This is a genomic window from Lysobacter sp. Root916 (assembly GCF_001429785.1).
In the GTDB taxonomy this organism is placed as follows: Bacteria; Pseudomonadota; Gammaproteobacteria; order Xanthomonadales; family Xanthomonadaceae; genus Lysobacter.
On the sequence record NZ_LMJF01000015.1, the window covers coordinates 97,784 to 123,105 of the forward strand.

At 67.4% G+C, this 25,322-nt stretch carries 22 protein-coding genes and 3 tRNA genes; 22 read left to right on the plus strand and 3 right to left on the minus strand.

Annotated features, from left to right (window positions below; genetic code table 11):
* Positions 1–7 precede the first annotated feature (7 nt).
* The 6 genes from ASE35_RS17055 to ASE35_RS17080 all read left to right on the plus strand — a co-directional run bounded on the left by ASE35_RS17055 (position 8) and on the right by ASE35_RS17080 (position 7,575).
* Entirely contained in the window at positions 8–484 is a 477-nt protein-coding gene (locus tag ASE35_RS17055; protein WP_057164599.1) for a PilX N-terminal domain-containing pilus assembly protein, read from the plus strand.
* Positions 485–495: 11 nt separating this feature from the next.
* The gene (locus tag ASE35_RS17060; RefSeq protein WP_057164600.1) at positions 496–4,362 is read left to right on the plus strand and encodes a PilC/PilY family type IV pilus protein; all 3,867 of its coding nucleotides are present in this window, start codon (positions 496–498) and stop codon (positions 4,360–4,362) included.
* Between the two features lie 21 nt (positions 4,363–4,383).
* Positions 4,384–4,794 (plus strand): type IV pilin protein, encoded by a 411-nt coding sequence (locus ASE35_RS17065; protein WP_057164601.1) that lies wholly within the window; start codon positions 4,384–4,386, stop codon positions 4,792–4,794.
* Positions 4,795–4,932: 138 nt separating this feature from the next.
* Complete coding sequence (locus ASE35_RS17070) at positions 4,933–5,856, plus strand: hypothetical protein (protein ID WP_157489535.1); 924 nt, start codon at positions 4,933–4,935, stop codon at positions 5,854–5,856.
* 16 nt (positions 5,857–5,872) lie between these two features.
* Entirely contained in the window at positions 5,873–6,820 is a 948-nt protein-coding gene (locus tag ASE35_RS17075; protein WP_157489536.1) for a hypothetical protein, read from the plus strand.
* 35 nt (positions 6,821–6,855) lie between these two features.
* Positions 6,856–7,575 (plus strand): hypothetical protein, encoded by a 720-nt coding sequence (locus tag ASE35_RS17080; RefSeq protein WP_057164604.1) that lies wholly within the window; start codon positions 6,856–6,858, stop codon positions 7,573–7,575.
* Positions 7,576–7,735: 160 nt separating this feature from the next.
* Here ASE35_RS17080 and ASE35_RS17085 read toward each other — a convergent pair.
* Together ASE35_RS17085 and ASE35_RS17090 are read right to left on the minus strand one after the other, a co-directional pair.
* A tRNA-Asn gene (locus tag ASE35_RS17085) sits at positions 7,736–7,812 on the minus strand.
* 69 nt (positions 7,813–7,881) lie between these two features.
* Complete coding sequence (locus tag ASE35_RS17090; RefSeq protein ID WP_057164605.1) at positions 7,882–8,433, minus strand: hypothetical protein; 552 nt, start codon at positions 8,431–8,433, stop codon at positions 7,882–7,884.
* A gap of 134 nt (positions 8,434–8,567) precedes the next feature.
* Here ASE35_RS17090 and uvrB point away from each other — a divergent pair, with 134 nt between their 5' ends.
* From uvrB to ASE35_RS17155, 13 genes are all read left to right on the plus strand, one after another.
* Positions 8,568–10,601 carry an excinuclease ABC subunit UvrB gene (gene uvrB, locus ASE35_RS17095; protein WP_057164715.1) on the plus strand — a complete coding sequence of 678 codons (2,034 nt, stop codon included), beginning with the start codon at positions 8,568–8,570 and terminating at the stop codon, positions 10,599–10,601.
* A 121-nt stretch (positions 10,602–10,722) separates the two neighbouring features.
* A tRNA-Val gene (locus tag ASE35_RS17100) sits at positions 10,723–10,797 on the plus strand.
* A 447-nt stretch (positions 10,798–11,244) separates the two neighbouring features.
* Entirely contained in the window at positions 11,245–13,146 is a 1,902-nt protein-coding gene (thrS, locus tag ASE35_RS17105; RefSeq protein WP_056181721.1) for a threonine--tRNA ligase, read from the plus strand.
* 102 nt (positions 13,147–13,248) lie between these two features.
* Positions 13,249–13,773 (plus strand): translation initiation factor IF-3, encoded by a 525-nt coding sequence (infC, locus tag ASE35_RS17110; protein WP_082576627.1) that lies wholly within the window; start codon positions 13,249–13,251, stop codon positions 13,771–13,773.
* A gap of 341 nt (positions 13,774–14,114) precedes the next feature.
* Positions 14,115–14,789, plus strand: a complete 675-nt coding sequence (locus ASE35_RS17115) for an ankyrin repeat domain-containing protein (RefSeq protein ID WP_057164716.1) — start codon at positions 14,115–14,117, stop codon at positions 14,787–14,789.
* A 77-nt stretch (positions 14,790–14,866) separates the two neighbouring features.
* The gene (locus tag ASE35_RS17120; RefSeq protein WP_057159719.1) at positions 14,867–16,063 is read left to right on the plus strand and encodes an XVIPCD domain-containing protein; all 1,197 of its coding nucleotides are present in this window, start codon (positions 14,867–14,869) and stop codon (positions 16,061–16,063) included.
* A gap of 230 nt (positions 16,064–16,293) precedes the next feature.
* Complete coding sequence (gene rpmI / locus ASE35_RS17125; RefSeq protein ID WP_055902747.1) at positions 16,294–16,491, plus strand: 50S ribosomal protein L35; 198 nt, start codon at positions 16,294–16,296, stop codon at positions 16,489–16,491.
* Positions 16,492–16,504: 13 nt separating this feature from the next.
* Entirely contained in the window at positions 16,505–16,864 is a 360-nt protein-coding gene (gene rplT, locus ASE35_RS17130) for a 50S ribosomal protein L20 (protein ID WP_056181730.1), read from the plus strand.
* 157 nt (positions 16,865–17,021) lie between these two features.
* The gene (gene pheS, locus ASE35_RS17135; RefSeq protein ID WP_057164606.1) at positions 17,022–18,032 is read left to right on the plus strand and encodes a phenylalanine--tRNA ligase subunit alpha; all 1,011 of its coding nucleotides are present in this window, start codon (positions 17,022–17,024) and stop codon (positions 18,030–18,032) included.
* A gap of 95 nt (positions 18,033–18,127) precedes the next feature.
* Positions 18,128–20,533: a phenylalanine--tRNA ligase subunit beta gene (pheT, locus tag ASE35_RS17140; protein WP_057164607.1), complete on the plus strand. Its 2,406-nt coding sequence runs from the start codon at positions 18,128–18,130 to the stop codon at positions 20,531–20,533.
* A 34-nt stretch (positions 20,534–20,567) separates the two neighbouring features.
* A complete protein-coding gene (ihfA, locus tag ASE35_RS17145; protein ID WP_055902738.1) occupies positions 20,568–20,867 on the plus strand; it encodes an integration host factor subunit alpha in 300 nt (99 codons plus the stop codon).
* Positions 20,848–21,204 carry a MerR family transcriptional regulator gene (locus ASE35_RS17150; protein ID WP_055902735.1) on the plus strand — a complete coding sequence of 119 codons (357 nt, stop codon included), beginning with the start codon at positions 20,848–20,850 and terminating at the stop codon, positions 21,202–21,204. Before ihfA ends, ASE35_RS17150 begins: the two co-directional genes overlap by 20 nt.
* A gap of 146 nt (positions 21,205–21,350) precedes the next feature.
* A tRNA-Pro gene (locus tag ASE35_RS17155) sits at positions 21,351–21,427 on the plus strand.
* Positions 21,428–21,486: 59 nt separating this feature from the next.
* Here the strand turns inward: ASE35_RS17155 and ASE35_RS17160 are convergent.
* A complete protein-coding gene (locus ASE35_RS17160; RefSeq protein ID WP_057164608.1) occupies positions 21,487–22,494 on the minus strand; it encodes a TraB/GumN family protein in 1,008 nt (335 codons plus the stop codon).
* A 222-nt stretch (positions 22,495–22,716) separates the two neighbouring features.
* On the opposite strand from ASE35_RS17160, the gene ASE35_RS17165 reads away from it, so the two are divergent.
* Genes ASE35_RS17165 through ASE35_RS17175 form a run of 3 tightly spaced genes read left to right on the plus strand, consistent with a single transcriptional unit; the run spans position 22,717 to position 24,961 of the window.
* The gene (locus ASE35_RS17165) at positions 22,717–23,052 is read left to right on the plus strand and encodes a hypothetical protein (protein WP_200956217.1); all 336 of its coding nucleotides are present in this window, start codon (positions 22,717–22,719) and stop codon (positions 23,050–23,052) included.
* Between the two features lie 10 nt (positions 23,053–23,062).
* Positions 23,063–24,622 (plus strand): PepSY-associated TM helix domain-containing protein, encoded by a 1,560-nt coding sequence (locus ASE35_RS17170; protein WP_082611346.1) that lies wholly within the window; start codon positions 23,063–23,065, stop codon positions 24,620–24,622.
* Between the two features lie 9 nt (positions 24,623–24,631).
* Entirely contained in the window at positions 24,632–24,961 is a 330-nt protein-coding gene (locus ASE35_RS17175) for a DUF3325 domain-containing protein (RefSeq protein ID WP_057164609.1), read from the plus strand.
* Positions 24,962–25,322 lie beyond the last annotated feature (361 nt).

Sequence of the window (25,322 nt, forward strand, 5' to 3'; positions counted from 1 at the left end):
CAGGCCCATGAGTCGTTCCGGATTCAACGGTCCGCGCAAGCAACAAGGTGCCGCGCTCTACGTGGCGCTGATCTTCCTGATCATCCTGGCGCTGCTCGGCATCACGGGCATGCAGGTGGCGACGATGCAGGAGCGCATGTCGGCCAATTACCTGGCCACCAACGTGGCTTTCCAGCGCGCCGAGGATCTGGCGCGTCAGGCCGAAACGCTGGTCGGCGCTTCGACCCGCCTGGAAGAGCGCTGCGGCGGCTTCGACCCGGCGGCGTTCGGCACCGCGGCGTCGATCGCGCCTGCCGGTACCCCCGAACCGCCCGCGCGCGTGCGCAACATCGACCAATGCATCGGCGGCGGACAGCTAAACATCGGCGAGATCCCGGCCAGCGAGAAGGTGTTCGTGCGCTATCGCATCACCGCCTACCGCGCCGATCGCGTCGCAGAACCGTCGTCCGACGCTGTCGTCGACACCATTTTCATCGGCCGTTGAGGGCCCTGGCCATGAACGCGAATCGCATTCTCCTCACTATCGCCGCGACCGGTCTGGTGGTGCTCGGCGTCCGCATACCCAGCCTGGTCGCGAACACGACCACCCAGGGTGCCGGCACGCTCGCGCAGGCGCCGCTGAATCTGGGCGGCGACGGCGTGCCGCCGGCCTTCATGATGGCGGTGGACGACTCCGGCTCGATGACGTTCCAGACCATGTTCCCCGGTCAGGACGGCGAGGTCTGCTTCGGCCGCGACAGCAACACTCAGCCTTACGGCCTGTTCTACACCACGGGCGCCAACGCGGGTAAGCCGCGCACCGACGGCGGCTGCGATCATTTCTATTTGCTGCCGGGCCCGCGCGCGGGCGGCGGCTTCCTCGGCCTGCCGCCGCTGGATTCGCTGGGCGCGGCGCGCTCGTCGGATTTCAATCCCTCGTTCTTCAATCCCAACGTCAAGTACGAGGCCTGGCTGACCTCGTCGATGCCGCCGACCAAGGTGCCGTACGACTACAGCGCGGGCAATCCCAACGGCAACGCATCGACCACGGCCACCAAGGTCGATCCGCGCAATGCCGGTACCACCGTCAACCTGGCCGCCACCCGCTACACCACGGCCGAAATCTTCACCATGCGCAACGGCATGTTCATGCCGGCCGGCACCAACTACCAGATCGTGGGCGGCAACGCGTTCACCGTCCCCGCGGGCGGCCAGACCTGGAACGGCGGCACCACCACCGTTTACATGCAGTACTACCCGGCGACCTTCTACATGAAGACGACCACGCCGGCGGCCGAGCAGCCGGTGGGCTACAAGACCGACGCGGTCTCGCGTCCGGTGATCGCCGATGCCTGCGGCACCGGCTGCAACATGTGGCGCTACACCATCGCGTCGGCCAACTTCGACACCACGGCCAACTACAACGCCCAGCTGCAGAACTTCGTCAACTGGTTCAGCTACTACGGCAACCGAAACCGCGCGATGGTCGCGGGCATGAGCCGGTCGCTGGCCGACATCAAGGATATGCGCGTCGGCTTCTTCCCGATCAACTCCAACGGCAGCTTCAACGACCCGATCAACACCGCGGCCGAACGCGTCTACATGCAGGACATGAGCGTGCAGGCCCGACGCGACGACCTGTACACCAACGGGGTGTTCGCGCTGGGCGCCAGCGGCGGCACGCCGAACCGCCAGGCGGTCAGCGCGGCGGCCAGTCAGTTCCGGCGCACCGACGCGGTCGCCGACGGCAAGGGCGGCGCTCCGGTTCAGCGCGTGTGCCAGAAGAACGCGGTGATGCTGTTCACCGACGGCTACAGCAACGGCGGCACCATCACCACCGGCAACATCGACGGCAACATGGGCGCGCCGTTCGCCGACAACAATAGCGACACCATGGCCGACATCGTCAGCCAGTACTACCTGGGCACCGAGGCCGGCGGCGTGGTGCCGCTGCGCACCGACGGCAACTTCGCGCTCAACGGCGGCGCCGGCCGCGTGCCGGTGCCGGACGAGTGCAAGAGCCCGTCGCCGAGCAATAAGCTGGACTGCGAGCGCCGTCTGCACATCAATTTCTACGGCATCACGCTGGGCGCCCGCGGCACCATCTTCAACCCGGACGTCGCCCAGGATCCGTTCGTGACCAATCCGACCTGGCCCGGTTGGCAGAACGACAACCCGACCACGGTCGACGATATCTGGCACGCCTCGATCAACACCCGCGGCGAATACATCAACGCCAAGACCCCGGCCGACATCACCGCGGCGATGCGTCGCGTGCTGGCCTCGGTCGCCGGCGGCGCCAGCCCCTCGGGCAGCACCGGCCTGAGCGGCGCGCGTATCTCCAGCAATTCCTTGTCCGTGGTGCCGTTCTACGAGGCCAAGAACAACAATACCGACTGGTACAGCCGTCTGAACGCGTCCTCGGTCAGCGTCAATACCGCCGGCCAGATCGCTTTCACCGCCAAGTGGGAGGCTAGCGCTCAGCTGCCGCGCACCGGGCGCAACCTGCTGTTCGGCACCACCACCGGTGGCGCCGTCAAGCCGGTGGTCAAGGCGTTCTCTTCCAGCAATCTGGGCGACGTGTTCACCACGCTCTGCGCCGATACGTTCTCGACCTGCACCAAGGCGGCCGTCACCACCCTGGGCGTGACCGAGTCCGAGGCTGTGGCCTACCTGGCCGGTCAGGACACGGGCGAAAAGAAGAACGGCGGCAAGATGCGCGACCGCACCACCCGCCTGGGCGACGTCATCAATTCCTCGCCGGTGGTGTCCTCCGCGTTCGACAACTACGGCTACATGACCTTGCGCGGCGCCAACGCCACCGAGTTCGACCCGTACAACTACGAGGCCTATCTGACGCTGAAGAAGAACCGCCTGCCGATGGTTTACGTCGGCGCCAACGACGGCATGCTGCACGCCTTCCGCGGCGACAACGGCGGCGAATCGTTCGGCTACATCCCGGCGACCTCGGTCGGGCATATGGGCAATCTGCTATTCCCCTACGATCCGGACCGCAAGGGCGACCAGATCTTCCAGCATCGCTATTTCGTCGATGGTCCGATCACGGTCTCGGACGCCTATACCGGCAGCGGTTGGGCCACGGTCCTGGTCGGCAGTTCCGGCGCGGGCGGACGCAGCGTGTTCGGTCTGAACGTGACCGATCCGACCCTGTTCACCGCCGGTAATGTGATGTGGGAAGTCAACGACAAGGTCACCGGCACTACCGGCCAGCGCATTGGCCATGTATTGGGCAAGCCGCTGATCGTGCCGGTGCGCACCTCGGGCGGCACGCGCTGGAAGGCGATCTTCGGCAATGGCTACGGCAGCATCGGCGGTAAGGCCTCGCTGTTCGTGGTCGACATCACGGATGGTTCGGTCGCGACGATCGAAGTCGCCGAGGCCGCCGGCACCGGCGTGCCGACCGATCCCAACGGCATGGGCAACGTGATGGCGCTGGATCGCTACGTTTATGATGCAGCCGGCGGCGGTACCTACACGGCCGGTAGCGACGGCTACGTCGACACCGTCTACGGCGGCGACCTGCACGGCAATATCTGGAAGTTCGACCTGCGAGACAACACCGTCGTCTTCGGCGCCGACAAGCCCTTCTTCACCGCCAAGGACGCCAACGGCAAGCGTCAGCCCATCACCGGCGGCCTGAATGCCGTGGCCGGCCCGTCCAGCGGCGTGATGATCCTGTTCGGTACCGGCAGCTACTCCTTCGGCGGCGACTCCGACAACAAGGACATGCAGTCGGTGTACGGCGTGGTCGACAACGGCGCGCGCATCACCGCCGCGCGTGCGACGGCCCTGCAGCAGCAGGTGCTCAGCAACGACAACACCGATGGCATCCGAGAAGTCACTCAGAACTCGGTCAACTTCCTCACCAAGTCCGGCTGGTACCTGGACCTGGCGGTGAAGACCGGCGCTGCGGCCCCGGTGCAGACCGGCGAGCGCATGGTCGGACGCCCGCGCATCCAGGACGGCACCTTCTTCTTCCCGACCTTCGAACCGATCACGTCGTCCGCGGCCAACTCCACCGAAACCGGTTGCGCGGCGGGCGGTACGAACTGGCTGTACGGTCTGAGTGCGCTCAGCGGCAGTGCCTACATGAGCAGCGTGCGGCCCGGTTCGCCCACGGCCGATCCCATGTCTGGCAACGCCGGTGCCTTGAAGCTGGAGGCCGATACCAGCGGCCCGATCACCGACGTGAACATCTTCAGCCCGCCGCCGCCGCCGGATCTGCCGGCCAACGCCACGGCGGCCGAGATCGCCGCACGCCTGGGCATGCCGACCTGCTCGCGCATCGTCCAAGCCGCAGGTGGCCCGCCGCTGTACAAGTGGGGCATGTGCGGTCGCCAGTCGTGGCGCCAGGTCCGTTAACGCAATCAGGAAGCCAGAGACATGAATCGCCACAATGCCATCCGAGGCTTTACCCTGATCGAGCTGATGATCGCGATCGCGATCGTCGGCATCCTGGTCGGCATCGCGGTGCCCGCGTACCAGGACAGCGTGCGCAAGGCGCGACGCGGCCAGGCCAAGGCCGACCTGGTCGAGATCGCCCAGCTGGCCGAGCGTTTCCGCTCGGTCAACAACACCTATGCGGGTTTCGCGCTTCCGGCCGGTATGGATGTGTCGCCACGCCAGGGCACGACCTACTACAACATCGCGATCGCCAACCAGACCGCCAATGCCTACACCCTCACGGCCACGCCGCAGGGGCCGCAGACGCAGGACACGCTGTGCGGCACGCTGGGCCTGAACGCTGCGGGCGTGAAGACGGCGGCCACGTCGGACATCTCGCGCTGCTGGTAAGGCGCAAGACTCGCCAGGACACGAACGGGGCCGCGGGAAACCGCGGCTCCGTTCGTTTATGCGCTGCGGGCGTTGAATCGCGTTACCGGTTCGGCGAAGGTGCGCTCAGGGCCGCGCCTGCGGCCTGGGAGGACGGCGATGTGGGGATCGCGGTGGATCTGGAGTGCGGTCGCGTTGCTGGCGATCGCTGGCGGCGCGTATTGGTGGTCGCGCGACCGGCTCGCGGGCCCAGTGTCGGCGTCGGGCGCACCCTTGCCCGCGGGCCCGCGCTACGAAAGCGCGCACTACCGCGCGACCAGCACGGCCACGCCTGAGCAGACGCGCGCTGTGCTGGCGGCAGCCGAGGCCCTGCATGCGGCTTACCTGCAAACCTTCGAGTTGAAGGACGAAGCCGGACGCGCCAAGCACCAGCTCGTGCTTTACGGCGATCGCGCGCAGTTCCGCGCGCATAACCGCAGCAGCGCCTGGGCCGAGGCCTACTACCTGGCCCCAACCTGCTATGCATACTACGCCGAAGGCGTCGCCAATCCGTATCACTGGATGGTCCACGAGGCCACCCACCAGTTGAACCACGAACTGGCGGGATTGAAGCCGGCGAAATGGGTCAACGAGGGCCTGGCCAGCTACTTCGGAGCGAGTCGCCTGGAGGGCCAACGCCTGCGACCCGGCAGCATCGACCCCGACACCTATCCGATCTGGTGGCTGGGCGAGCTGGGCCTGAGCGGCGACCCCGAGGCCGATATCCGCGCGGGGCGCATCGTCGCCCTGCGCACCCTGATCGCCGGCAACGACCGCGCCGACCTCAACCGCCGCTTCAACCAGTACTACATCGGCTACTGGAGCCTGACCCACTTCCTGTTCCACTACGAGGACGGCAAGTACGCCGCCGGCTTCCGCGCCCTGATCCGCGACGGCGGCACGCTGGCGGATTTCGAACGCCGGATCGGGCCGGTCGCTACCATCCAACGGGAGTGGTACGAATACCTGCAGGAGGTATCCGGCGGCAGCGAAGCGACGCCGGTGCGGCTGATTCCGACCCCGAAGGTCGACGCGGCGCGCTAGCCGAACGGGCTGGCGCATGGCGCTTCCGGCTTTCCGGCCTTCTGCCAAGATGCGCGCGAATGGACTGGGGATCGAGGGGAAGACGATGGCCGGAAGGTGGGAAAAATGGATCGTGGGCGCGATGCTGGTCGTCGCGACGAGCGTGGTGTGCGCCGCGGAACCGCAGGTCGAACTGCACGGTTGGCGCGTGCAGCAGTTGCTTCCGAAAGGCGACACCGGGCTGGGCGAGCCGTTCAAGACGTTCGAGAGCGAGGGCCACATAAATCGGGCCTACAAGCTCGGCGACGATGCCTACTTCGTCATTTCCGTCCTCAAGGACAGGCCACGCTATGTCGATAGCCTGCAGTTGACCGGTACCCGCGCTGCGACCTTGCCTTTCAAGGGACTTAGCCTGGGCGACAGCAGCGAACGGGTGCTGGCGGCGCTGGGCCCGCCCAGCGCCAAGCGCGAGATCGAATCGCCCAAGGTCACGCAATGGTCCTACGACGACCGCAACTACAGCGTCGAGATCGATGCGGCGGGGCGTCTGTACAGCATCAAGCTGGAAAGCGACGAGCATTTGCTCGGATTCCCAAAGGGCGAGGGCGATTTCTGGAAGGAGTTTCGCGCCGCCGTGCTTTCCGGCGAGTTCGCTCGGATCGAGCCATGGCTGCGGCCGGACGTCGAGGTGTATCGCGACGGCAAGACCCTGTGGATCGACCGGCGCTATCGCGATTACGTGTCCGCGCCGGATGCCGAAATGCGACAGGCCCTGGTCGGCGACCGCCGCAGCCTGGTCTCCGCCCTGCGCCGTTTCGAGCCGGACCAAAGCGTGCGCCTCACGGATACCATGGGGATCGGCATGGTGTTCAAGTTTCCCGCCGATGCCGAGCTGGAGGAACTGGTGTTCTTTCCGTACGCGGGGAGCTACCGACTGTACGAAGCCAAGTTCCGCGAACGGTCGCGGCCGGTTACCCATAAGTAGAAGGAGCGTGGCATGACAGGGAGTGGTCTCAGGTGTTGACCGGCATCGCACTGGTCGCGGCCGCCGCAGCTTCGTCCTGGACGGTCGTCGCGCCGGCGCGGACCGAGCTGGACTGGCATTGCACCAGCATGGCCCAGCAGGAGTGGGGCGCGCGCGTGGCCGGGGACAAGCTGATGTTCGCGCCGCGTGCGCAGGACGCCAAGAACGGCGACCTGGTGTGGTCGGTCGGTAAGCGCGGTCGGCTGGTGGGGCGCAATCAGGGCATGCTCGGTGGTTCCGTGGAGTGGGTGAGCGACGGCGGGCGGCAGCGGCGCACGCTGCTCGACGTCAATCCGATCGGCTTCGCCCAGCATCGCGGCGACGTCTATGTCGTGGGCCTGTCGAATCGCACGTTTCGCGACGGTTCCATCCATCGCCTGCGTTCTGTCGACGGCAAGGGCTGGCAAGTCGAGCAGGTGCTGCGCCTGGAGGAGCCGCCGCTGGCGGCTTACGCGCGCGGCGGCAGTTGGTACCTGCTGACCGTGGTGGGCGTGACCCGGCTGGACCTGCAGACGATGCAGGCCACGCGCCTGCATAACAACATGCAGTGGTGGCGAGTCAATCCGTCCAGCATCGTCGAGCATCGCGGGCGCTGGTACATCGGCGCGCGCCGCGGCGTGATCCGGCTCACCCGCGACAGCGAGGGCTATCGCGAGCAATGGATGGTGCCCTCGGACTGCAAGACCTACGCCGGGGACTGCCAGTGCTCGTCCTGAGCGGGCAGGGCGGGTAGGGGGCGGGCGGCAGGCCGCGCAGGGTGGCGGCTGCGAGCGCTTCAGATCGCGCGATTTTGGACGAGCGCGATAGTTTTGGACCGCCGCGTACAAAAGCAAAAAGGCCCGCATCGCTGCGAGCCTTGGTGCATAACGCGAATCTTGGCGCCCGAAGTTGGACTCGAACCAACGACCCCCTGATTAACAGTCAAGTGCTCTAACCGGCTGAGCTATTCGGGCGGGGACGCATATCCTAGGGGGAGGCCTCCGGAGGGTCAAGCCCTGGGCGCGCGTTCGCGCGCGGTGCGGTCACAGCGGGCAGCGATAGGGCTGCTGGGTCCGAGCGCGGCCAGCGGCGTCGATGCGCACTTCGAGTCGCAGGGTCTCGCCGAGACAGGCCGGCTGCCAAGGGCTGCTGGCTGGATTCAGGCCGCTGTGGCCGAGCGCAGCGGGGTGGCCGCGAATGGAGCGAATACCCAGCGTGCGCCGCTCGTGGAAGGCCTCGCGCAATCTGGCGTCGACAACGTCTGGGCGCCGATCACCGGCGCGGTCGGCGAAGGTCGGCTGGCACGAATCCCAGGGTCCATTCGACTGACAGTGTCGGTCGGCGGCGCGCAGGCGCCGCACGCCTTGAGTCCGGCGGGCGGCGGCCGCACTTCTTGCGTAGGCGGCGTCGGCGCCGAGCGCCTGCAGGGTGCGGGCCGGTTGCTGGCGCTCCAGCCTGCGCTCAGGCGTGTCGCTGATGGCCGCAGCGGCCAATCCCAGGCCGCCGTTGAGCAGGCCCGGGACCCGCGGAAATTCCGTCGACGCGAGGCCGCGTGCGCGGCTTCGTTGCCCTGCATTCATCTCGCCCGACGACATTCGGGCTGGACGCCAGCATCCATGCGGGCGTGGCGCAGAACCATCGAAATGGCCCTCCGGGTCGTGCAGCAAAACCGCCCGATCGCGCTTCGCGCAGTCTGGGTACACTTGAGGATCGACCGCAGCCGATGACCATGAACGAGCTCATTCATCCCGCAGGTTTCCAACTGGTCGCGCCGTATTCGCCGGCCGGCGATCAACCGCTCGCGATCGATAGCCTGATCGCCGGTTTCGAGAACGGCCTGGCCCAGCAGACTCTGCTGGGCGTGACCGGTTCGGGCAAGACCTACACCATCGCCAACGTGATCCAGTCGGTGCAGAAGCCGACCCTGGTGATGGCGCCCAACAAGACCCTGGCCGCGCAGCTGTACGGCGAGTTCAAGGCTTTCTTCCCGCACAACGCGGTCGAGTACTTCGTCAGCTACTACGACTACTACCAGCCCGAGGCCTACGTTCCGTCCAGCGACACCTTCATCGAGAAGGACAGCTCGGTGAACGAGCACATCGAGCAGATGCGCCTGTCGGCGACCAAGGCCCTGCTGGAGCGTCGCGACACCATCATCGTGTGCACGGTCTCGGCGATCTACGGCCTGGGCGATCCCAACGAATACTTCCGCATGGTCCTGCACATGGTGCGCGGCGAGCGCATCGATCAGCGCGAGCTGATCCGCCGCCTGACCGAGATGCAGTACGCGCGCAACGATACCGAGCTGCGCCGCGGCACCTACCGGGTGCGCGGCGAGGTCATCGACGTGCATCCGGCTGAATCGGAGATGGAGGCGCTGCGCATCGAGCTGTTCGATGGCGAGATCGAGAACCTGACCGCGTTCGATCCGCTCACCGGCGAAACCCTGCGCAAGCTGCCGCGCTACACCATCTATCCCAAGTCGCATTACGTGACCACGCGCCGCACCGTACTGGACGCGATCGACGCGATCAAGGACGAGTTGCGGCTGCGCCTGGAACAGCTGTACGCGCAGAACAAGCTGGTCGAGGCGCAGCGCCTGGCCCAGCGCACCCAGTTCGATCTGGAGATGCTGGCCGAGGTCGGTTACTGCAACGGCATCGAGAACTACTCGCGCCATCTGACCGGGCACATGCCGGGCGAGCCGCCGCCGTGCTTGTTCGACTATCTGGCGCCGGACGCGTTGCTGGTGGTGGACGAATCGCACGTGACCGTGCCGCAGATCGGCGCGATGTACAAAGGCGACCGCTCGCGCAAGGAAACCCTGGTCGAGTTCGGCTTCCGCCTGCCGTCGGCGCTGGACAACCGGCCGCTGAAGTTCGAGGAATGGGAAGGCCGTTCGCCGCGCGCGATCTTCGTCTCGGCCACGCCCGGCCCCTACGAGCTGCAGAAGTCGGAAGGGCAGATCACCGAGCTGGTGGTGCGCCCGACCGGCTTGATCGATCCGGTGGTCGAGATCCGTCCGGTCGGCACCCAGGTCGACGACGTGCTCAGCGAGATCAACGAGCGCGTCGCGATGGGCGATCGCGTGCTGATCACCACCCTGACCAAGCGCATGGCCGAAAACCTCACCGAATACCTCGGCGAGCACGGCGTGCGCGTGCGCTATCTGCATTCGGACGTGGACACGGTCGAGCGCGTCGAGATCATCCGCGACCTGCGCCTGGGCAAGTTCGACGTATTGGTCGGCATCAACCTGCTGCGCGAGGGCCTGGACATGCCCGAGGTGTCGCTGGTGGCGATCCTGGACGCCGACAAGGAAGGCTTCCTGCGGTCGACCGGTTCGCTGATCCAGACCATCGGCCGCGCCGCGCGCAATCTGCGCGGCAAGGCGATCCTGTACGCCGACAAGGTCACCCGCTCGATGCAGGCGGCGATCGACGAGACCGACCGCCGCCGCGCGCGCCAGGTCGAGTACAACCTCGAGCACAACATCACCCCGAAGTCGGTGTCCAAGACCGTGGTGGACCTGTTCGAGGGCGCGCGCGCCGACCCTTCCGAGACCGCGCGCGGACGCGGCAAGACCCGCAAGGTCGCCGAGTCCATGGCCGATTACGCCGCGCTCAGCCCGGCCCAGTTCTCGGCCAAGATCAAGGCGTTGGAGCAGCAGATGTACCAGCACGCCCGCGACCTGGAATTCGAGGAGGCCGCGGCCGTGCGCGACCAGCTGCGCAAGCTCAAGGACGCCGGTTTCGCGGCCTGAGGTCGGCGGCCGGGACGGGCTCGCGCGCCGGTCGCGTGCGCGGCGCGGACGCTTGTCGGCCGCGCGCCGCTGGGCTACACTGCGCGCCCCTCGCCGGGGAGTTTCACGCAAGTTCGGCGACGGGCGATTAGCTCAGCGGTAGAGCACTACCTTGACATGGTAGGGGTCACAGGTTCGAACCCTGTATCGCCCACCAATTCGGTGACGAAAGGCCTGGCGCGAGCCGGGCCTTTCTGTTTCCGCGCTCCGGCAGGCTGCGGGCGCGCGGCTGCGCTCCAGGGCGGGCCAGCGCCGCCGCCGGCGTCGCGCTCGTTGACTTGGCCCCCTTCCGTCCCCAACTATTAGCGGTATCGACGCGGCATCCGGCTGCGTCCCGCGAACAGGTGGCCCGCTTAACCGCCGGCCTAGCGTGCGACATGGACACTACCCGCGCCCATCGTTGAGCCGCCCGAGGCAGCTGCGTACGCAGGCGCCCTCGCGGCGCTTTTTTCTTGCCGCCGCTCCCGAACCGCTTTGAACCGCCTTCCCTGAACGTCAGGGCGCCCGCGACCCGGGTCGCGCCCCCGCCGTCCAGGCGACGGCCCCCGCATCTCCCGGGCGCCACCGGCGCCGCTTCCCTACAAGAATCCAGATCCCGAACGCCATGATCGCCATTACCCTCCCCGACGGCAGCCGCCGCGAATTCGAACAGCCCGTATCCGTCATGGAGGTCGCCGCCTCGATCGGCGCCGGCCTGGCCAAGGCCACCGTCGCCGGCGAAGTCGACGGCAAGCTGGTCGACGCCAGCGACCGCATCGACCACGACGCCACGCTGCGCATCATCACGCCCAAGGATCCGGAAGGCGTCGAGATCATCCGCCACTCCTGCGCCCACCTGGTCGGCCACGCGGTCAAGCAGCTGTATCCGAGCGCGAAGATGGTGATCGGCCCGGTGATCGAGGAAGGCTTCTACTACGACATCTGGTACGAGCGCCCGTTCACGCCCGAGGACCTGGCCGCGATCGAAGCGCGCATGATCGAGCTGATCGACAAGGACTACGACGTGATCAAGAAGGTCACGCCGCGCGCGCAGGTGATCGACGTGTTCGCCTCGCGCGGCGAGGACTACAAGCTGCGCCTGGTCGAGGACATGCCCGACGAGCAGGCCATGGGCCTGTACTACCACGAGGAATACGTCGACATGTGCCGCGGCCCGCACGTGCCGAACACGCGCTTCCTCAAGGCCTTCAAGCTGACCCGCATTTCCGGCGCCTACTGGCGCGGCGATTCCAAGAACGAGCAGCTGCAGCGCGTCTACGGCACGGCCTGGGCCGACAAGAAGCAGCTGTCGGCCTATATCCAGCGCATCGAGGAAGCCGAGAAGCGCGACCATCGCCGCATCGGCAAGCAGCAGGACCTGTTCCACCTGCAGGAAGAGGCGCCCGGCCTGGTGTTCTGGCACCCCAAGGGCTGGTCGATCTGGCAGGTGGTGGAGCAGTACATGCGCCGCGTCTACCGCGAAAGCGGCTACGGCGAGGTGCGTTGCCCGCAGATCCTGGACGTGTCGCTGTGGCAGAAGTCCGGCCACTGGGACAACTACAAGGAGAACATGTTCTTCACCGAGTCGGAGAAGCGCACCTACGCGGTCAAGCCGATGAACTGCCCGGGCCACGTCCAGGTGTTCAACCAGGGCCTGCACAGCTACCGCGACCTGCCGATCCGCTACGGCGAGTTCGGCTCCTGCCACCGCAACGAGCCCTCCGGCGCGCTGCACGGCATCCTGCGCGTGCGCGGCTTCACCCAGGACGACGGCCACATCTTCTGCCTGGAGGACCAGATCGAGGCCGAAGTGACCGCCTTCCACCAGCAGGCGCTGGCGGTCTACGGCGATTTCGGCTTCGAGGACATCCAGATCAAGATCGCCCTGCGCCCGGACTCGCGCCTGGGCGACGACGCCACCTGGGACAAGGCCGAGGCCGCCCTGCGCAGCGCCCTGGGCGCGTGCGGGGTGGAATGGCAGGAGCTACCCGGCGAGGGCGCCTTCTACGGCCCCAAGATCGAATACCACCTCAAGGACGCGATCGGCCGGACCTGGCAGCTGGGCACGATGCAGGTCGATTTCATGATGCCGGGCCGTCTGGGCGCCGAATACGTGGACGAGCACAGCCAGCGCCGGACCCCGGTCATGCTGCACCGGGCCATCGTGGGCTCGATGGAGCGGTTCATCGGGATCCTGATCGAGCACCACGCCGGCCAATTCCCGGCCTGGCTGGCCCCGATCCAGGCCACGGTGATGAACATTACCGACGCCCAGGCCGATTATGTGGACGAGGTCCGGAAACTCCTTGCAAATCAAGGGTTCCGGGTTCAGTCCGATTTGCGGAACGAAAAGATCGGCTATAAGATTCGCGAGCACACGCTGCAGCGCGTGCCGTACCTGCTCGTGGCCGGCGATCGCGAGAAGGAAAATGGCATGATTGCGGTACGCACTCGGGGAGGGGAGGACCTGGGGACGATGACCGTCGCCGAGTTCGCCTCGCGTTTGCACGACGAGAGCGTCGCTTAAGCGCGCAGCACCCAGTTTCAGGCCAGCTTGTTCAGACTCCGTCCCGGTGTGATCCGGGACGGCCCGACACGGAAAGCCGTGTCTACATTGGAGATTGCAACAATCAGTACCCCCGAGAAGCCGAACCGTAAGAACCAGGAAATCCGCGTACCGCGCGTGCGCGTGATCGGCAGCGATGGCGAAATGATCGGCGTGCTCACGCGCGACGAAGCGTTGCGCCAGGCCGAAGAGGAAGGCCTGGATCTGGTCGAAATCCAGCCCAACGCCGATCCGCCGGTCTGCAAGATCATGGACTTCGGCAAGTTCCGCTTCGAGCAGCAGAAGAAGGCCAACGAGGCCAAGAAGAAGCAGAAGCAGGTCGAGATCAAGGAACTCAAGTTCCGTCCGGTGACCGACGAAGGCGACTACCAGATCAAGCTGCGCAACATGCGCCGGTTCCTGGAAGAAGGCGACAAGGTCAAGGTCAACATCCGCTTCCGTGGCCGCGAGATGAGCCATCAGGAACTGGGTCGCGAGATGGCGGCCCGGATCGAGGCCGACCTGGGCGAGGACATCGTGATCGAGTCGCGTCCGCGCCTGGAAGGGCGGCAGATGGTCATGATGATCGCGCCGAAGAAGAAGACCTGATCCCCGGCCGCCGCCGGGTCGGTCCGAAAGCCCCTGCCTCGCGCGGGGGTTTTTGTTTGACCCCGGCCCCTCCGCGCCGCCCGTCGCGCCGCGCGGCGAGACGGCAGGGGCGGGCCGCCGGAATTGTGATCGGTGGCGCAGTCGGCGCCCGCCGCCCCGGGCCACGACTTGTCCCGGTCATCCCTACACGGCACCATGCGGTGGGGTAGGTGCGCACTGCGCGCGCCACAGAGGTGCTGATGCGACTGGATCGCGCGAAGGCCCGAAGGATGGCGACGACCATCCTGCTGACGATCGCCGCATGCGCGGCATGTACGACTTGCGCCATGGAGAAGAACGCAATGCTCGCAACCCAAGCGCGCCCGCGCGCACAAGACATCTTCGCCGACCCGGCGGTCGCGGTCCTGGCCGAAGCTGTCGCCGAGGGCGATACCGCGCGCATCCGCACGCTGGCGCCTGGCGCCGATCTGTCCGCGCGCGGCGACAAGCAGGTGACCCTGCTGCAGTGGGCGCTGCTCAATCAGCGCCTGGACAGCCTGAAGGCGCTGTTGGACGCGGGCGCGGATCCCAAGCAGCCCGGCGTGGACGGCGACACCGTGGTGCACATGGCCGCGGCCGCCAACGATGCGTCCTATCTGACCGAGCTGCTCGCGCGCGGCGTCGATGCGAACGTGCGCAATCCCGAATCCGGCGCCGGCCCGCTGCGCTCGGCGCTGATGGGCGAGCGCGAGGTCCAGTTCCGCGCGCTGGTGGCCGCAGGCGCGGATCCGAACCTGGCCGACCGCGTTGGCAATACGCCGTTGCATATCGCCGGCCAGATCAACGATCCCGAGCGCGCGCTCGATCTGCTCCAGGCCGGTGCCGACGCGAACGCGCGCAACGCCCAGGGACAGACGTTCCAGCGCTATCTGTTCATGACCCGCGCCTCGCTGTTGAACGCGCCCACGCGCAAGCAGCGCGAGGCGGTCGAGGCCTGGCTGAGCGCGCATGGCATTGCATTGGAAGGCGCGCGCTGAGCGCGTGAGAGCAGGACAGGGCGTCGGCCGACCGCGGCCGGCCATATCCGGGGTGAGGGGTTAGGGGAGCGTCAAGGATGAATGCACAGATCGATCCGGACCGCGTGCGCGGACAGGCCCAGCGGCCTTCGTTCGCCGATGAGGTGCGCGGGCAGGGCGCGCTGCCGGTGGACATGACCCTGGCCAAGCTGATGCGCGACGTCTACGACTACGACCGCAGCGGCGGCCAGGAAGGCGTGGGCCCGTGGAAGCCGCTGGGCGAGGACGAGCTGCGCAAGGTCGGCATCGATCCGACCCTGCTGAAGAACCAGAGCAGCGGTTTCCTGGCGGTGGTCTACGGCGACGGCCAGGGCCGCCATGTACTGGCCTACAGCGGCACCGACGAGGCCAAGGACTGGCTGACCAACTTCGGCCAGGGCCTGGGCTTCGAGACTTCGCAGTACAACCAGGCAATGGCGCTCGCGCGCCAGGCCAAGGTCGCCTTCGGCCAGGACATGGTGATCACCGGTCACTCGCTGGGCGGAGGCCTCGCCGCCGCCGCGGCCGTGGCCACCGACACCCCGGCGGTGACCTTCAACGCCTCGGGCGTGCACGACAAGACCTTGGAGCGCGTGGGCCTGGACCCGGACGCGGTCAAGCGCGAAGCTGGGCAGGGGCTGATCCGCCGTTACGCGGTGGACAACGAAATCCTGACCGAGCTGCAGGAGAACAAGCCGATCATCCGCCACCTGATGCCGGACGCGCTCGGTCACAAGATCGAGTTGCCCGATCCGGATCCGCTGAGTTTCTGGCAGAAGCTCAACCCGGTGAAGTCGATCAAGCACGGCGTCGAGATGCACTACATCGACTCGGTGATCGAGGCCCAGGAGAAGGTGTTCGGCAAGGATTTCGAAACCCGCAACGCGCGCATGAACGATCCCGCGCATCCGGCCAATCCGCTGTATCGCCAGTCCTACGACGGCGTGCAGGGCCATGCCGCGGCGCGCGGCCTCAACGGCGCGCAGACCGAGCAGCTGGCCGGGGCGTTGGCGCTGGAAGCCCAGCGCGGCGGCCTCAACCGCATCGACCAGGTGGTGTTCGGCGAGGACGGCCGGCGCGCATTCGCGGTCGAGGGCCAGCGCCCCGAATCGCAGCGGGTCGCCCATGTCGACGTCGCCAGCGGGCGCGAACAGCCGCTGGCCCAGAGCAGCGAGCAGTCCCTGCAGCTGGCGCAGCGCACGGCCGCGGCCGCGCCGGCCCTGGAACCCCAGCTCAGCGCCGCCCGCGGCCGCTGAGCCCGCGCCCGGGCGGCTCTCGCCCGGCGCCGACTAAACCGCTGATTTGCATCGGAATCCGCGGGTCTGCATAATGTGCGGCCCGGTTCGCCGGGTTTGTTGTGCGCACTACCCAGGACCTGTTGCTGATCTCGTTTCAGATCAATGACTTACAAGCCGGCAAGGGCAGGACGGAAAGAGTGGCCATGCCACCGCCCAGGCCAGTGACATAACTCCGAAAGGACATCGCAATGCCCAAGATCAAGACCAATCGGGCGGCAGCCAAGCGCTTCCGGAAGACCGCTTCCGGCAAGTTCAAGTGCGGCCACGCCAACAAGAGCCACATCCTCACCAAGAAGGCCACCAAGCGGAAGCGCAACCTGCGGCAGACGAACCATGTTCGTCCCGAGGACGCGGGCCGTCTGGTTCGCATGCTGCCGTATCTCTGAGGAGGACTGAACAATGGCACGAGTTAAGCGTGGTGTTACGGCGCGCCGCCGTCACAAGAAAATCCTGAAGCAGGCCAAGGGCTACTATCACGCCCGCCGCAAAGTCTTCCGCGTCGCCAAGCAGGCGGTCACGAAGGCGCTGCAGTACGCCTACATCGGTCGTAAGCAGAAGAAGCGCAATTTCCGTTCGCTGTGGATCACCCGCATCAACGCGGCGGCCCGCATCAACGGCCTGAGCTACAGCCGTTTCATGAACGGCCTGCTCAAGTCCGGCATCACCCTGGACCGCAAGGTGCTGGCGGACATCGCCGTGCACGATGCGACGGGTTTTGCGGCGCTGGCTGAAAAGGCGAAGAGCGCGCTCGCGGCGTAACCTGTTTCCATCCCCGTCCCGAGCCACGTGCCCCGCACTGGTTCGGTGCGAGGGACAACGTGGTTAAGGCATGGGGAAGGGCGCAAGTCCTTCCCCATTGCCGTTTTTGGGCTCCCGTAATCCGTTGCTGCGTAAGCGAACCAGGAAGCAGACCCCCATGGGTGAAATCGAGCAACTCAGCCAGCACTCGCTCGCGCAGATCGCGGCGGCCACCAGTTCCGACGCGGTCGAGGCCTTGCGCATCGCCCTGCTGGGCAAGTCCGGCAGCGTCACCGCGCAGCTCAAGCAGCTGGGCGCTTTGCCGCCGGAGCAACGCAAGACCGCGGGCGAGGCGATCAACCGCGCGCGCGACGAGCTGACCGCCGCGCTCAACGAGCGCAAGCAGGCCCTGGACAACGCCGCGCTCGACGCGCGCCTGGCCTCCGAATCGATCGACGTGACCCTGCCGGGCCTGGACGTCAGCGTCGGCGGCCTGCACCCGGTCAGCCGCACCATGGAGCGCATCGCCGACATCTTCGGCCGGCTCGGTTTCGCGCTCAGCGACGGCCCCGAGATCGAGGACGACTGGCACAACTTCGAGGCGCTGAATTTCCCGCCGCACCATCCGGCGCGGGCGATGCACGACACCTTCTATTTCCCGCCCGACCAGGCCGGCGTGGCGCGTCTGCTGCGTACCCACACCTCGGGCGTGCAGGTGCGCTACATGCTGCAGCACCAGCCGCCGCTGCGCATGATCGCGCTGGGCAAGGTCTACCGCAGCGACAGCGACCAGACCCATACCCCGATGTTCCACCAGTGCGAAGGTCTGCTGGTGGACGAGCACGCCAGCTTCGCCGACCTCAAGGGCACGCTGAGCGAATTCGTGCGCGCATTCTTCGAGCGCGATTTCGAGATGCGCTTCCGCCCCAGCTATTTCCCCTTCACCGAGCCTTCGGCCGAAGTCGACATCGCCTGGCAGCAGCCGGACGGTTCGACGCGTTGGCTGGAAGTGCTGGGCTGCGGCATGGTCCATCCCAGCGTGCTGCGCAACGTCGGTATCGATCCGGAGAAGTACACCGGCTACGCCTTCGGCCTGGGCGTGGAGCGCTTCGCGATGCTGCGCTACGGCGTCGACGACCTGCGCAGCTTCTTCGACAACGATGTGCGGTTCCTCAAGCAGCTCGCTTGAGGAACGGGATTCGTGATTCGGGATTCGAGATTCGCAAAAGCGATCCGGCCCGCTCTACGAATCCCTAATCCCGAATCCCTAATCCCGGAATTTCAATGAAATTCAGCGAAAACTGGCTGCGCCAGCACGTGCCGACCGACGCCAGCCGCGAACAGCTGGCGGCGACGCTGACCGCGATCGGCCTGGAAGTCGAGGAAGTGACCGCCCTGGGCGACGGCCTGGATGGTGTGATCGTGGCGCGTATCGTCAGCGCGCAGAAGCATCCCGAGGCCGACCGCCTGCAGGTATGCCAGGTCGAGATCGGCGAAGGCGCCACGGTCCAGATCGTGTGCGGCGCGCCGAATGCGCGCGCCGGACTGAAGGCGCCGTTGGCGACCGTCGGCGCGAACCTGCCCGGCGGCATCGCGATCAAGGCCGCCAAGCTGCGCGGTGTGGAATCCTTCGGCATGCTGTGCTCGGCCAAGGAACTGGGCGTGGATCCCGACGCCTCCGGCCTGCTTGAACTGCCGGCCGACGCGCCGGTGGGCGCGCCGCTGGCGCAGTACCTGGGCCTGCCCGACGCCAGCATCGAAATCAAACTGACCCCGAACCGCGCCGACTGCTTCAGCGTGCGCGGCATCGCCTACGACGTCGCCGCCGCCTGCGGTTCGCAAGTGGTGGCGTTCGACGCCACGCCGATGCCGGCCCTGATCGGCACCGAACTGGCGGTCGAACTGGACGCCGACGCCAAGGTGCCGCGCTTCGTCGGCCGCGTGATCGAAGGCGTGAACGCCGGCGCGGTCACACCGGTGTGGATGGTCGAGCGCCTGCGCCGCAGCGGCGTGCGCCCGATCAGCTTCCTGGTCGACGTGACCCAGTACGTGATGCTGGAACTCGGCCAGCCCATGCACGCCTTCGACCGCGACACGCTGACCGAACCGGTCGTGGTGCGTCCCGCGCGCGCGGGCGAGGAAACCAAGCTGCTCGACGGCCGCACGGTCGCGCTGGATCCGGACTTCCTGGTGGTGTCCGACAGCCAGGGCGGTCGCGGCGCGCGCGCCGTCGCCCTGGGCGGCATCATGGGCGGCTACGACACCCGCGTCACCGACGCCACCCGCAACGTCTTCCTCGAGGCCGCGCACTGGATTCCGTCGGCGATCATCGGGCGCGGCCGCAAGCTGGGCCTGCACACCGACGCCGGCCACCGCTTCGAACGCGGCGTCGATCCGGAACTGCCGCGCCAGGCCGTGGAAGTCGCGACCCGTCTGATCGTCGAGACCGCCGGCGGCGCGCCCGGCCCAGTCACCGAGGCCGTGCTGCCGCAGCACCTGTCGCAGCCGCAGCCGGTGCACCTGCGCCGCGATCGTCTGGCGCGCGTGCTCGGCCTGCGTATCGCCGATAGCGAAGTCGAACGCATCCTCACGGCACTGGGCCTGGCGGTGACCGCCGCCGCCGACGGCTGGAGCGTGACCGCGCCCAGCCGCCGCTTCGACATCGCGATCGAAGAGGACCTGATCGAAGAGATCGCGCGCATCCACGGCTACGACGCCATCCCGACCACGCTGCCGGGCGGCAACACGCGTCTGATCGCGCCCAGCGAAACCCGCGTCGAGGCCGGTGTGCTGCGCCGCCAGCTGGCCGCGCGCGACTACCTGGAAACGGTCAACTACGCCTTCGTCGACGCCGACCTGCTCGCGACCTGGCAGCTAGTCGAGGGCGCGGTGGCGTTGGCCAATCCGCTCAGCGCCGAACTCGGGGTGATGCGCACCGGCCTGCTGCCGGGCCTGGTCGCCGCCCTGGGCCGCAACGCCGCGCGTCAGCAGTCGCGCCTGCGTCTGTTCGAACTCGGCAACGTGTTCGCCGCACGCGCCGGCGAGGCGCCGCTGGAGATCCAGCGCATCGCCGCGGCCGCCTGCGGCGACGCCGGCCCGGAGCAGTGGAACGGCAAGGGCCGCGCGGTCGGCTTCCACGACCTCAAGGGCGACCTCGAAAGTCTGGCCGCTCTGGCCGGCGCCCGTCTGGAATACCGGCCCTCGCAGCCGGCCTGGGCCCACCCGGGCCGCTCGGCCGACGTCTACCGGGCCGATGAGACCGGCCAGGCCCAGCGCCTGGGCTGGATCGGCCAACTGCACCCGCGCCTGCAGCGGGCCCTCGACCTGGACGTCGAGGTGGTCGCGTTCGAGCTGGATTTGGCACCGCTGTCGCAGCGCGCCGTGCCGCGCGCCGGCACCCTGTCCCGGTATCCGTCCGTCCGCCGCGATCTCGCGTTCGTCGTCGCCGAGGACGTCGCCTGGGCGGCGATTTCGGCCTCCGTTCAGGCGGCCGCGGGCCCGTCCCTGCGCGATCTGGTGCTGTTCGACCGCTACCAGGGCAAGGGGGTGGAAAACGGATTCAAGAGTCTCGCTATGGGCTTGATTCTGCAGGATGAATCACGCACCCTGACTGACCGCGATGTAGAGGAAGTGGTGGCTGCGGTGATGGCGGCGATCGAGCGCGAACACGGCGCCAAGATCCGCGCCTGAGGCGCGCATCGCGGGTTCAAACAGGGGAAACGATGTGGCATTGACCAAGGCGGAAATGGCGGAGCGGCTGTTCGACGAAGTCGGACTTAACAAACGCGAAGCCAAGGAATTCGTCGACGCGTTCTTCGACGCGTTGCGCGAGGCGTTGGAGCACGGCCGACAGGTCAAGCTGTCGGGCTTCGGCAATTTCGATCTGCGCCGCAAGAACCAGCGGCCGGGGCGTAATCCGAAGACCGGCGAGGAAATTCCGATTTCGGCGCGGACGGTGGTGACCTTCCGTCCGGGACAGAAGCTCAAGGAGCGGGTGGAGGCCTATGCTGGATCCGGGCAGTAATCGCGAACTTCCGCCGATTCCGGCGAAGCGCTACTTCACCATCGGTGAGGTCAGCGAGCTGTGCGACGTCAAACCGCATGTGCTGCGTTACTGGGAAACCGAGTTCCCGACCCTCAACCCGGTCAAGCGCCGCGGCAACCGTCGTTACTACCAGCGCCACGAGGTGCTGATGGTGCGACAGATCCGCGGCCTGCTGTACGAACAGGGCTACACCATCGGCGGCGCGCGCCTGCGCCTGGAAGGCGAGGCCGCCAAGGACGAGTCGGCGCTGAGCTCGCAGATCATCCGCCAGGTGCGGATGGAGCTGGAAGAAGTGCTGCAGCTGCTGCGGCGCTGAAAGGCCGGGATTCGAGATTTGGGATGGGGGATTCGTCGAAAGCGCCGGCCTTCTCGCTCGACGAATCCCCCATCCCGTATCCCGAATCCCTGCCTTAAGGCTATACTTGCCGCCCGCTCGCAAGGGCGGGGACATCGAAACACGTTCGGGGCGTAGCGCAGCCTGGTAGCGCATCTGCCTGGGGGGCAGAGGGTCGTCGGTTCAAATCCGGCCGTCCCGACCATTCCGATGTCACCGCAACGCCCGGCCCGCGCCGGGCGTTTTGCGTTTCAGGGGCGCCGCTTACGGCGCCTCGATGGTGTAGCCGCGCGCCTGCAGCCGCGCCAGGTAGCCGTCGGGTTTGAACAGCTCAGCGACCGGCAGGCTGGCGAAGCTGACCCGGTTATTGAGCAGGGCGCGGTCGGCATTGGCCAGCCAGGCCTGGATCACGCGTTCGCGCAGGTCGCCGAAGCCCAGGCGCTGAGCCACGCCGGAGGCGGTGACCGCGCGCAGGCAGACTTCGTATTGATCGCCCTGCGGCAGCGCGCGCAGCGCTTCGATGTCGCCGATCGCCCAGGCGTTGGCGCGCGCGCGCATGGTCTCGATGTCGCCCTCGATCCGGCTCAGGGTCTTGGCGAAGCAGTCGGTGTCGCTGAGGGTGGTGTGGGCGAAGTCCTTGAGCACGGCCTTGGGGTCCTTGATCTTCATTTCGATCTTGGACGGGGTGATCTTGACTTCGTGCTGCTTGGCGCTGCGCTCGACCATCGGCCAGACGATGCCCTTGAGCGACAGATCGGAGCGACGCATCGCCACTTCGTAAAGCTCCTGGGCGGCGAACACCGGGCGCCATTTCTCGACGCCGCGATCGCTGCCGATGTAGCGCGCCTTGAGCGGCAGCCAACGCGCGTACAGGTCGGCGGGCACGACGTCGCGCAGGGTCTTGTCGTCGGGGTTGCGGCGCGCCTTCAGCGCCGAGGGGATCAGCAGCATGCTGCGGAACATGCCCAGATCGGTGCCGATCGACACCGACGGCGGCTCCAGCACTTCCTGCGATTGCGCGATCGTCGCTTCGACGTCGCGCGACAGCCATTGCATGTTCTTGGGCACCGGGCTCAAGGTGCCGAGGATCCACAGCACGTGTTCGCCGCGGCTGACCTTCCACATGCCCGGGCCCGGCTGCACGCCGGAGACCACGACGGTGTCGATGTCGCGAATGGTTTCCTGCGCCGGCGCCAGCGGCGGCGTTTGCGCGTACGCGGGCGATGCGAGCGCGAGGGAGAGCGCGAGACAGGCGAGCAGGGCAGGGCGCATCCGTTGCGTTTCCGTGGTGGGGGATCGAGCCCGGAGCCTGCCAGATTCGCGCGACGCGGCGCAGTGCGGATCGGTGGCTGCGCGGCCTGCCGTGCGGAATCCGTTCAGGCGGACGCGGCCACAGTTGCTAATGAGAACCATTAGCAAATAGACTGCGACTCCAGTCCAAGGCATGTGCGAGCGACCCGCACGCGTCGTGCCGCCACTCCAGCCCGCTGCCGCATGAGCCCGACCTCGACCACCGCCGCGCCCGCGCGCAAAGCCAAGACCGTGCCGCTGCGCCATCGAATCGAGGTGGGCGTGCGCGCGTTCGCGGCCGTCGTGGTGGGCTATCTGCTGGCCTATGGCTCGACCGCGTTCCTGACCGTGGTACTGCCGTTCTCGCGCAGCGATCGCGTGGTCGCCGCCAGCTTGCTGTGCTTCGCGGTCTGGTGCGCGGCGGCGATGTACGCGTTCGCGGCCAAGAGCGCGGCGCGCGCAGTGCTCGCGCCGCTGTTGCTCGCGCTCGCCTTGTACGGCGTGGCCCTGGCCTTCCCCGAATTCGCCGCCCGGCCGTGAGCGCGCAGGCATGAAGAACACGTTCTCGCAGGCGATGGCCTGGTTGCATACCTGGGCCGGGCTGATCATCGGCTGGCTGCTGTTCGTGATCTTCGTCGGCGGCACCCTGGCCTGCTTCGACAAGGAGATCGGCGACTGGATGCGTCCGGCCCTGCACGACGCGCCGCGCGCCGAGCTCAGCTTCGCGCGGGCGATCGCCTCGGCCCAGCGCGACGCCAAACCGCACGCGCACGCCTTGTATGTGACCGCGCCGACCCAGCGCGAGCGCGCGACCTCCGCCTACGTTTACTACGACGACGGCAGCTACGACGAGCGCGGGTTGAATCCCGCCACCGGCGAGCGCCTGGCGGATACGGCCGGCGGCGATTTCTTCTTCACCCTGCACTACAACCTGCACGCGGGCACGATCGGCATGTACCTGGTCGGCGTCGCCGGCATGTTCATGCTGGTCGCGATCGTCACGGGCATCGTGATCCACAAGCGCATCTTCAAGGACTTCTTCACCTTCCGGCCCAAGACCGGCGGCCAGCGCGCCTGGCTGGACGGGCACAACCTCACCGGCGTGCTCGGCCTGCCGTTCCATCTGATGATCGCCTACACCGGCGTGGCGATCTTCGTCGCCTCGTACATGTTCGCGGGCGTGCAGGTGGCCTACGACAGCGACGCCGAAAAGTTCTTCGCCGAGGCCGGCGACAGCTACGAACGTCCGGAGACCGGCAAACCATTGCCCAGGCTGTATCCCGTGGACAGCCTGATCGCCGACGCGACCCGTCGCCTGGGCGTGCCGCCGACCTGGGTCAACGTGCACCACCCCGACGACAGCAGCGCCACCATCGCCTTCGGTGGCGACCACAGCCGCCACGTGGCCTGGAATTTCGACCAGGTCGTCTACGACGCCAACGACGGCAAGCTGCTGCACGTGTCCAAGCCGTCGGCGACCGGCTACAAGGTCTACACCTTCCTCGGCGGCCTGCACATGGCGCAGTGGGGCGGCAGCGCGCTGCGCTGGCTGTATTTCTGCATGGGCCTGGCCGGTTGCGTGATGCTGGCCAGCGGTATGCAGGTCTGGGTCAACAAGCGCGCCAGGAAGGTCGCCGAGGCCGGCGCGGTGTCGGGCTATGGCCTGGTGCAGAGCCTCAACCTGGGCGTGGTCGGCGGCATGCCGCTGGGCTGCGTGGCGATGCTGATCGCGAACCGCGTGCTGCCGGCCGGCCTGGCCGAGCGCGCGAGTTGGGAGATCGGCGCGTTCTGCGCGGCCTGGATCGCGGCCGCGCTGTACGCGCTGATCCCGTCGGTGCGCCGGCGCGGCTGGGGCCGCTACTTCGCCTTGAACGCGATCGCGTTGGCGGCGTTGCCGTTGGTCAATCTGGCGACCGCACCCAAGAGCCATCTGTTCGCGACCCTGGCGCGCGGCGATTGGGCGCTGGCCGCGGTCGATCTGACCGCGTTGGCGCTGGCGCTGGGTTTCGCGCTGCTGGCGTTGCGTGCGCGAGCGGCTGCGCGCCTTCCCGTTTCCGAACCCGCGCGCGTGCGCGGTGGCAAGCGCCGCGCCGCGCTCGCCGAGCGCTGAGGAGTTGCGATGCTGTGGTTGGGATTCGCGGTGTCGTTGCTGGCCTGGTGCCTGCTCAGCCTGGGCATGGAGAAGCATTACGCGCAGGCGTGCGCGGGGCGCTACGACGCGCGCCGCGCGCGTGTCTGGCGCGGCCTGGGCTGGGTGTTGCACGCGGCGGCCTTCGCCGGTTTCGCGGCCTGGAAGGGCTGGGAGTTCGGTCCGATCTTCTGGGCGGCGGTGCTGATGCTGTCGGCGCTGGCCTGGTCCTTGAGCCTGACCCTATGGCCGAAGGCGAGCGCGAAGCTGGCCGTGGCGGTGCTGCTCAGCGGCGTGGCGACGGCGCTGCTGTCGGGCTGAGGCGCGTGCGGCGTCAGCGTGCGTCGATGATGCGGTTCGCTGCGCTCACCGATCCTAGGGTGCGTATCGCTGGCCCCGTATCGGCGCTTGGCTCTCTGTGGGAGCGGCGTAAGCCGCGATTGAACTCCATCAGATCCGCGCGGCTCGGCGACCGAGGTCGCGACTTAGGTCATTTCGTAGGGTGTGGTGAGCGCAGCGAACCGCACCATGTGCAACTCCGGCCAAGCGCGCGATGCGGTTCGCTGCGCTCACCGCATCCTACGTTCGCGTCGTCGACCCGCGTCACTGCCTGGCACCCTGTGGGAGCGGCGTGAGCCGCGATTGAACTCCATCAGATCCGCGCAGCTCGGCGGCGTGGTCG

Bases quoted from the DNA above. Each gene is read 5' to 3' on its own strand.
- ASE35_RS17055 (WP_057164599.1), top strand. From the start codon at position 8: ATGAGTCGTTCCGGATTCAACGGTCCGCGCAAGCAACAAGGTGCCGCG.
- ASE35_RS17060 (WP_057164600.1), top strand. From the start codon at position 496: ATGAACGCGAATCGCATTCTCCTCACTATCGCCGCGACCGGTCTGGTG.
- ASE35_RS17065 (WP_057164601.1), top strand. From the start codon at position 4,384: ATGAATCGCCACAATGCCATCCGAGGCTTTACCCTGATCGAGCTGATG.
- ASE35_RS17070 (WP_157489535.1), top strand. From the start codon at position 4,933: ATGTGGGGATCGCGGTGGATCTGGAGTGCGGTCGCGTTGCTGGCGATC.
- ASE35_RS17075 (WP_157489536.1), top strand. From the start codon at position 5,873: ATGGCGCTTCCGGCTTTCCGGCCTTCTGCCAAGATGCGCGCGAATGGA.
- ASE35_RS17090 (WP_057164605.1), bottom strand. From the start codon at position 8,433: ATGTCGTCGGGCGAGATGAATGCAGGGCAACGAAGCCGCGCACGCGGC.
- uvrB (WP_057164715.1), top strand. From the start codon at position 8,568: ATGAACGAGCTCATTCATCCCGCAGGTTTCCAACTGGTCGCGCCGTAT.
- thrS (WP_056181721.1), top strand. From the start codon at position 11,245: ATGATCGCCATTACCCTCCCCGACGGCAGCCGCCGCGAATTCGAACAG.
- ASE35_RS17115 (WP_057164716.1), top strand. From the start codon at position 14,115: ATGCTCGCAACCCAAGCGCGCCCGCGCGCACAAGACATCTTCGCCGAC.
- ASE35_RS17120 (WP_057159719.1), top strand. From the start codon at position 14,867: ATGAATGCACAGATCGATCCGGACCGCGTGCGCGGACAGGCCCAGCGG.
- rpmI (WP_055902747.1), top strand. From the start codon at position 16,294: ATGCCCAAGATCAAGACCAATCGGGCGGCAGCCAAGCGCTTCCGGAAG.
- rplT (WP_056181730.1), top strand. From the start codon at position 16,505: ATGGCACGAGTTAAGCGTGGTGTTACGGCGCGCCGCCGTCACAAGAAA.
- pheS (WP_057164606.1), top strand. From the start codon at position 17,022: ATGGGTGAAATCGAGCAACTCAGCCAGCACTCGCTCGCGCAGATCGCG.
- pheT (WP_057164607.1), top strand. From the start codon at position 18,128: ATGAAATTCAGCGAAAACTGGCTGCGCCAGCACGTGCCGACCGACGCC.
- ASE35_RS17150 (WP_055902735.1), top strand. From the start codon at position 20,848: ATGCTGGATCCGGGCAGTAATCGCGAACTTCCGCCGATTCCGGCGAAG.
- ASE35_RS17160 (WP_057164608.1), bottom strand. From the start codon at position 22,494: ATGCGCCCTGCCCTGCTCGCCTGTCTCGCGCTCTCCCTCGCGCTCGCA.
- ASE35_RS17165 (WP_200956217.1), top strand. From the start codon at position 22,717: ATGAGCCCGACCTCGACCACCGCCGCGCCCGCGCGCAAAGCCAAGACC.
- ASE35_RS17170 (WP_082611346.1), top strand. From the start codon at position 23,063: ATGAAGAACACGTTCTCGCAGGCGATGGCCTGGTTGCATACCTGGGCC.
- ASE35_RS17175 (WP_057164609.1), top strand. From the start codon at position 24,632: ATGCTGTGGTTGGGATTCGCGGTGTCGTTGCTGGCCTGGTGCCTGCTC.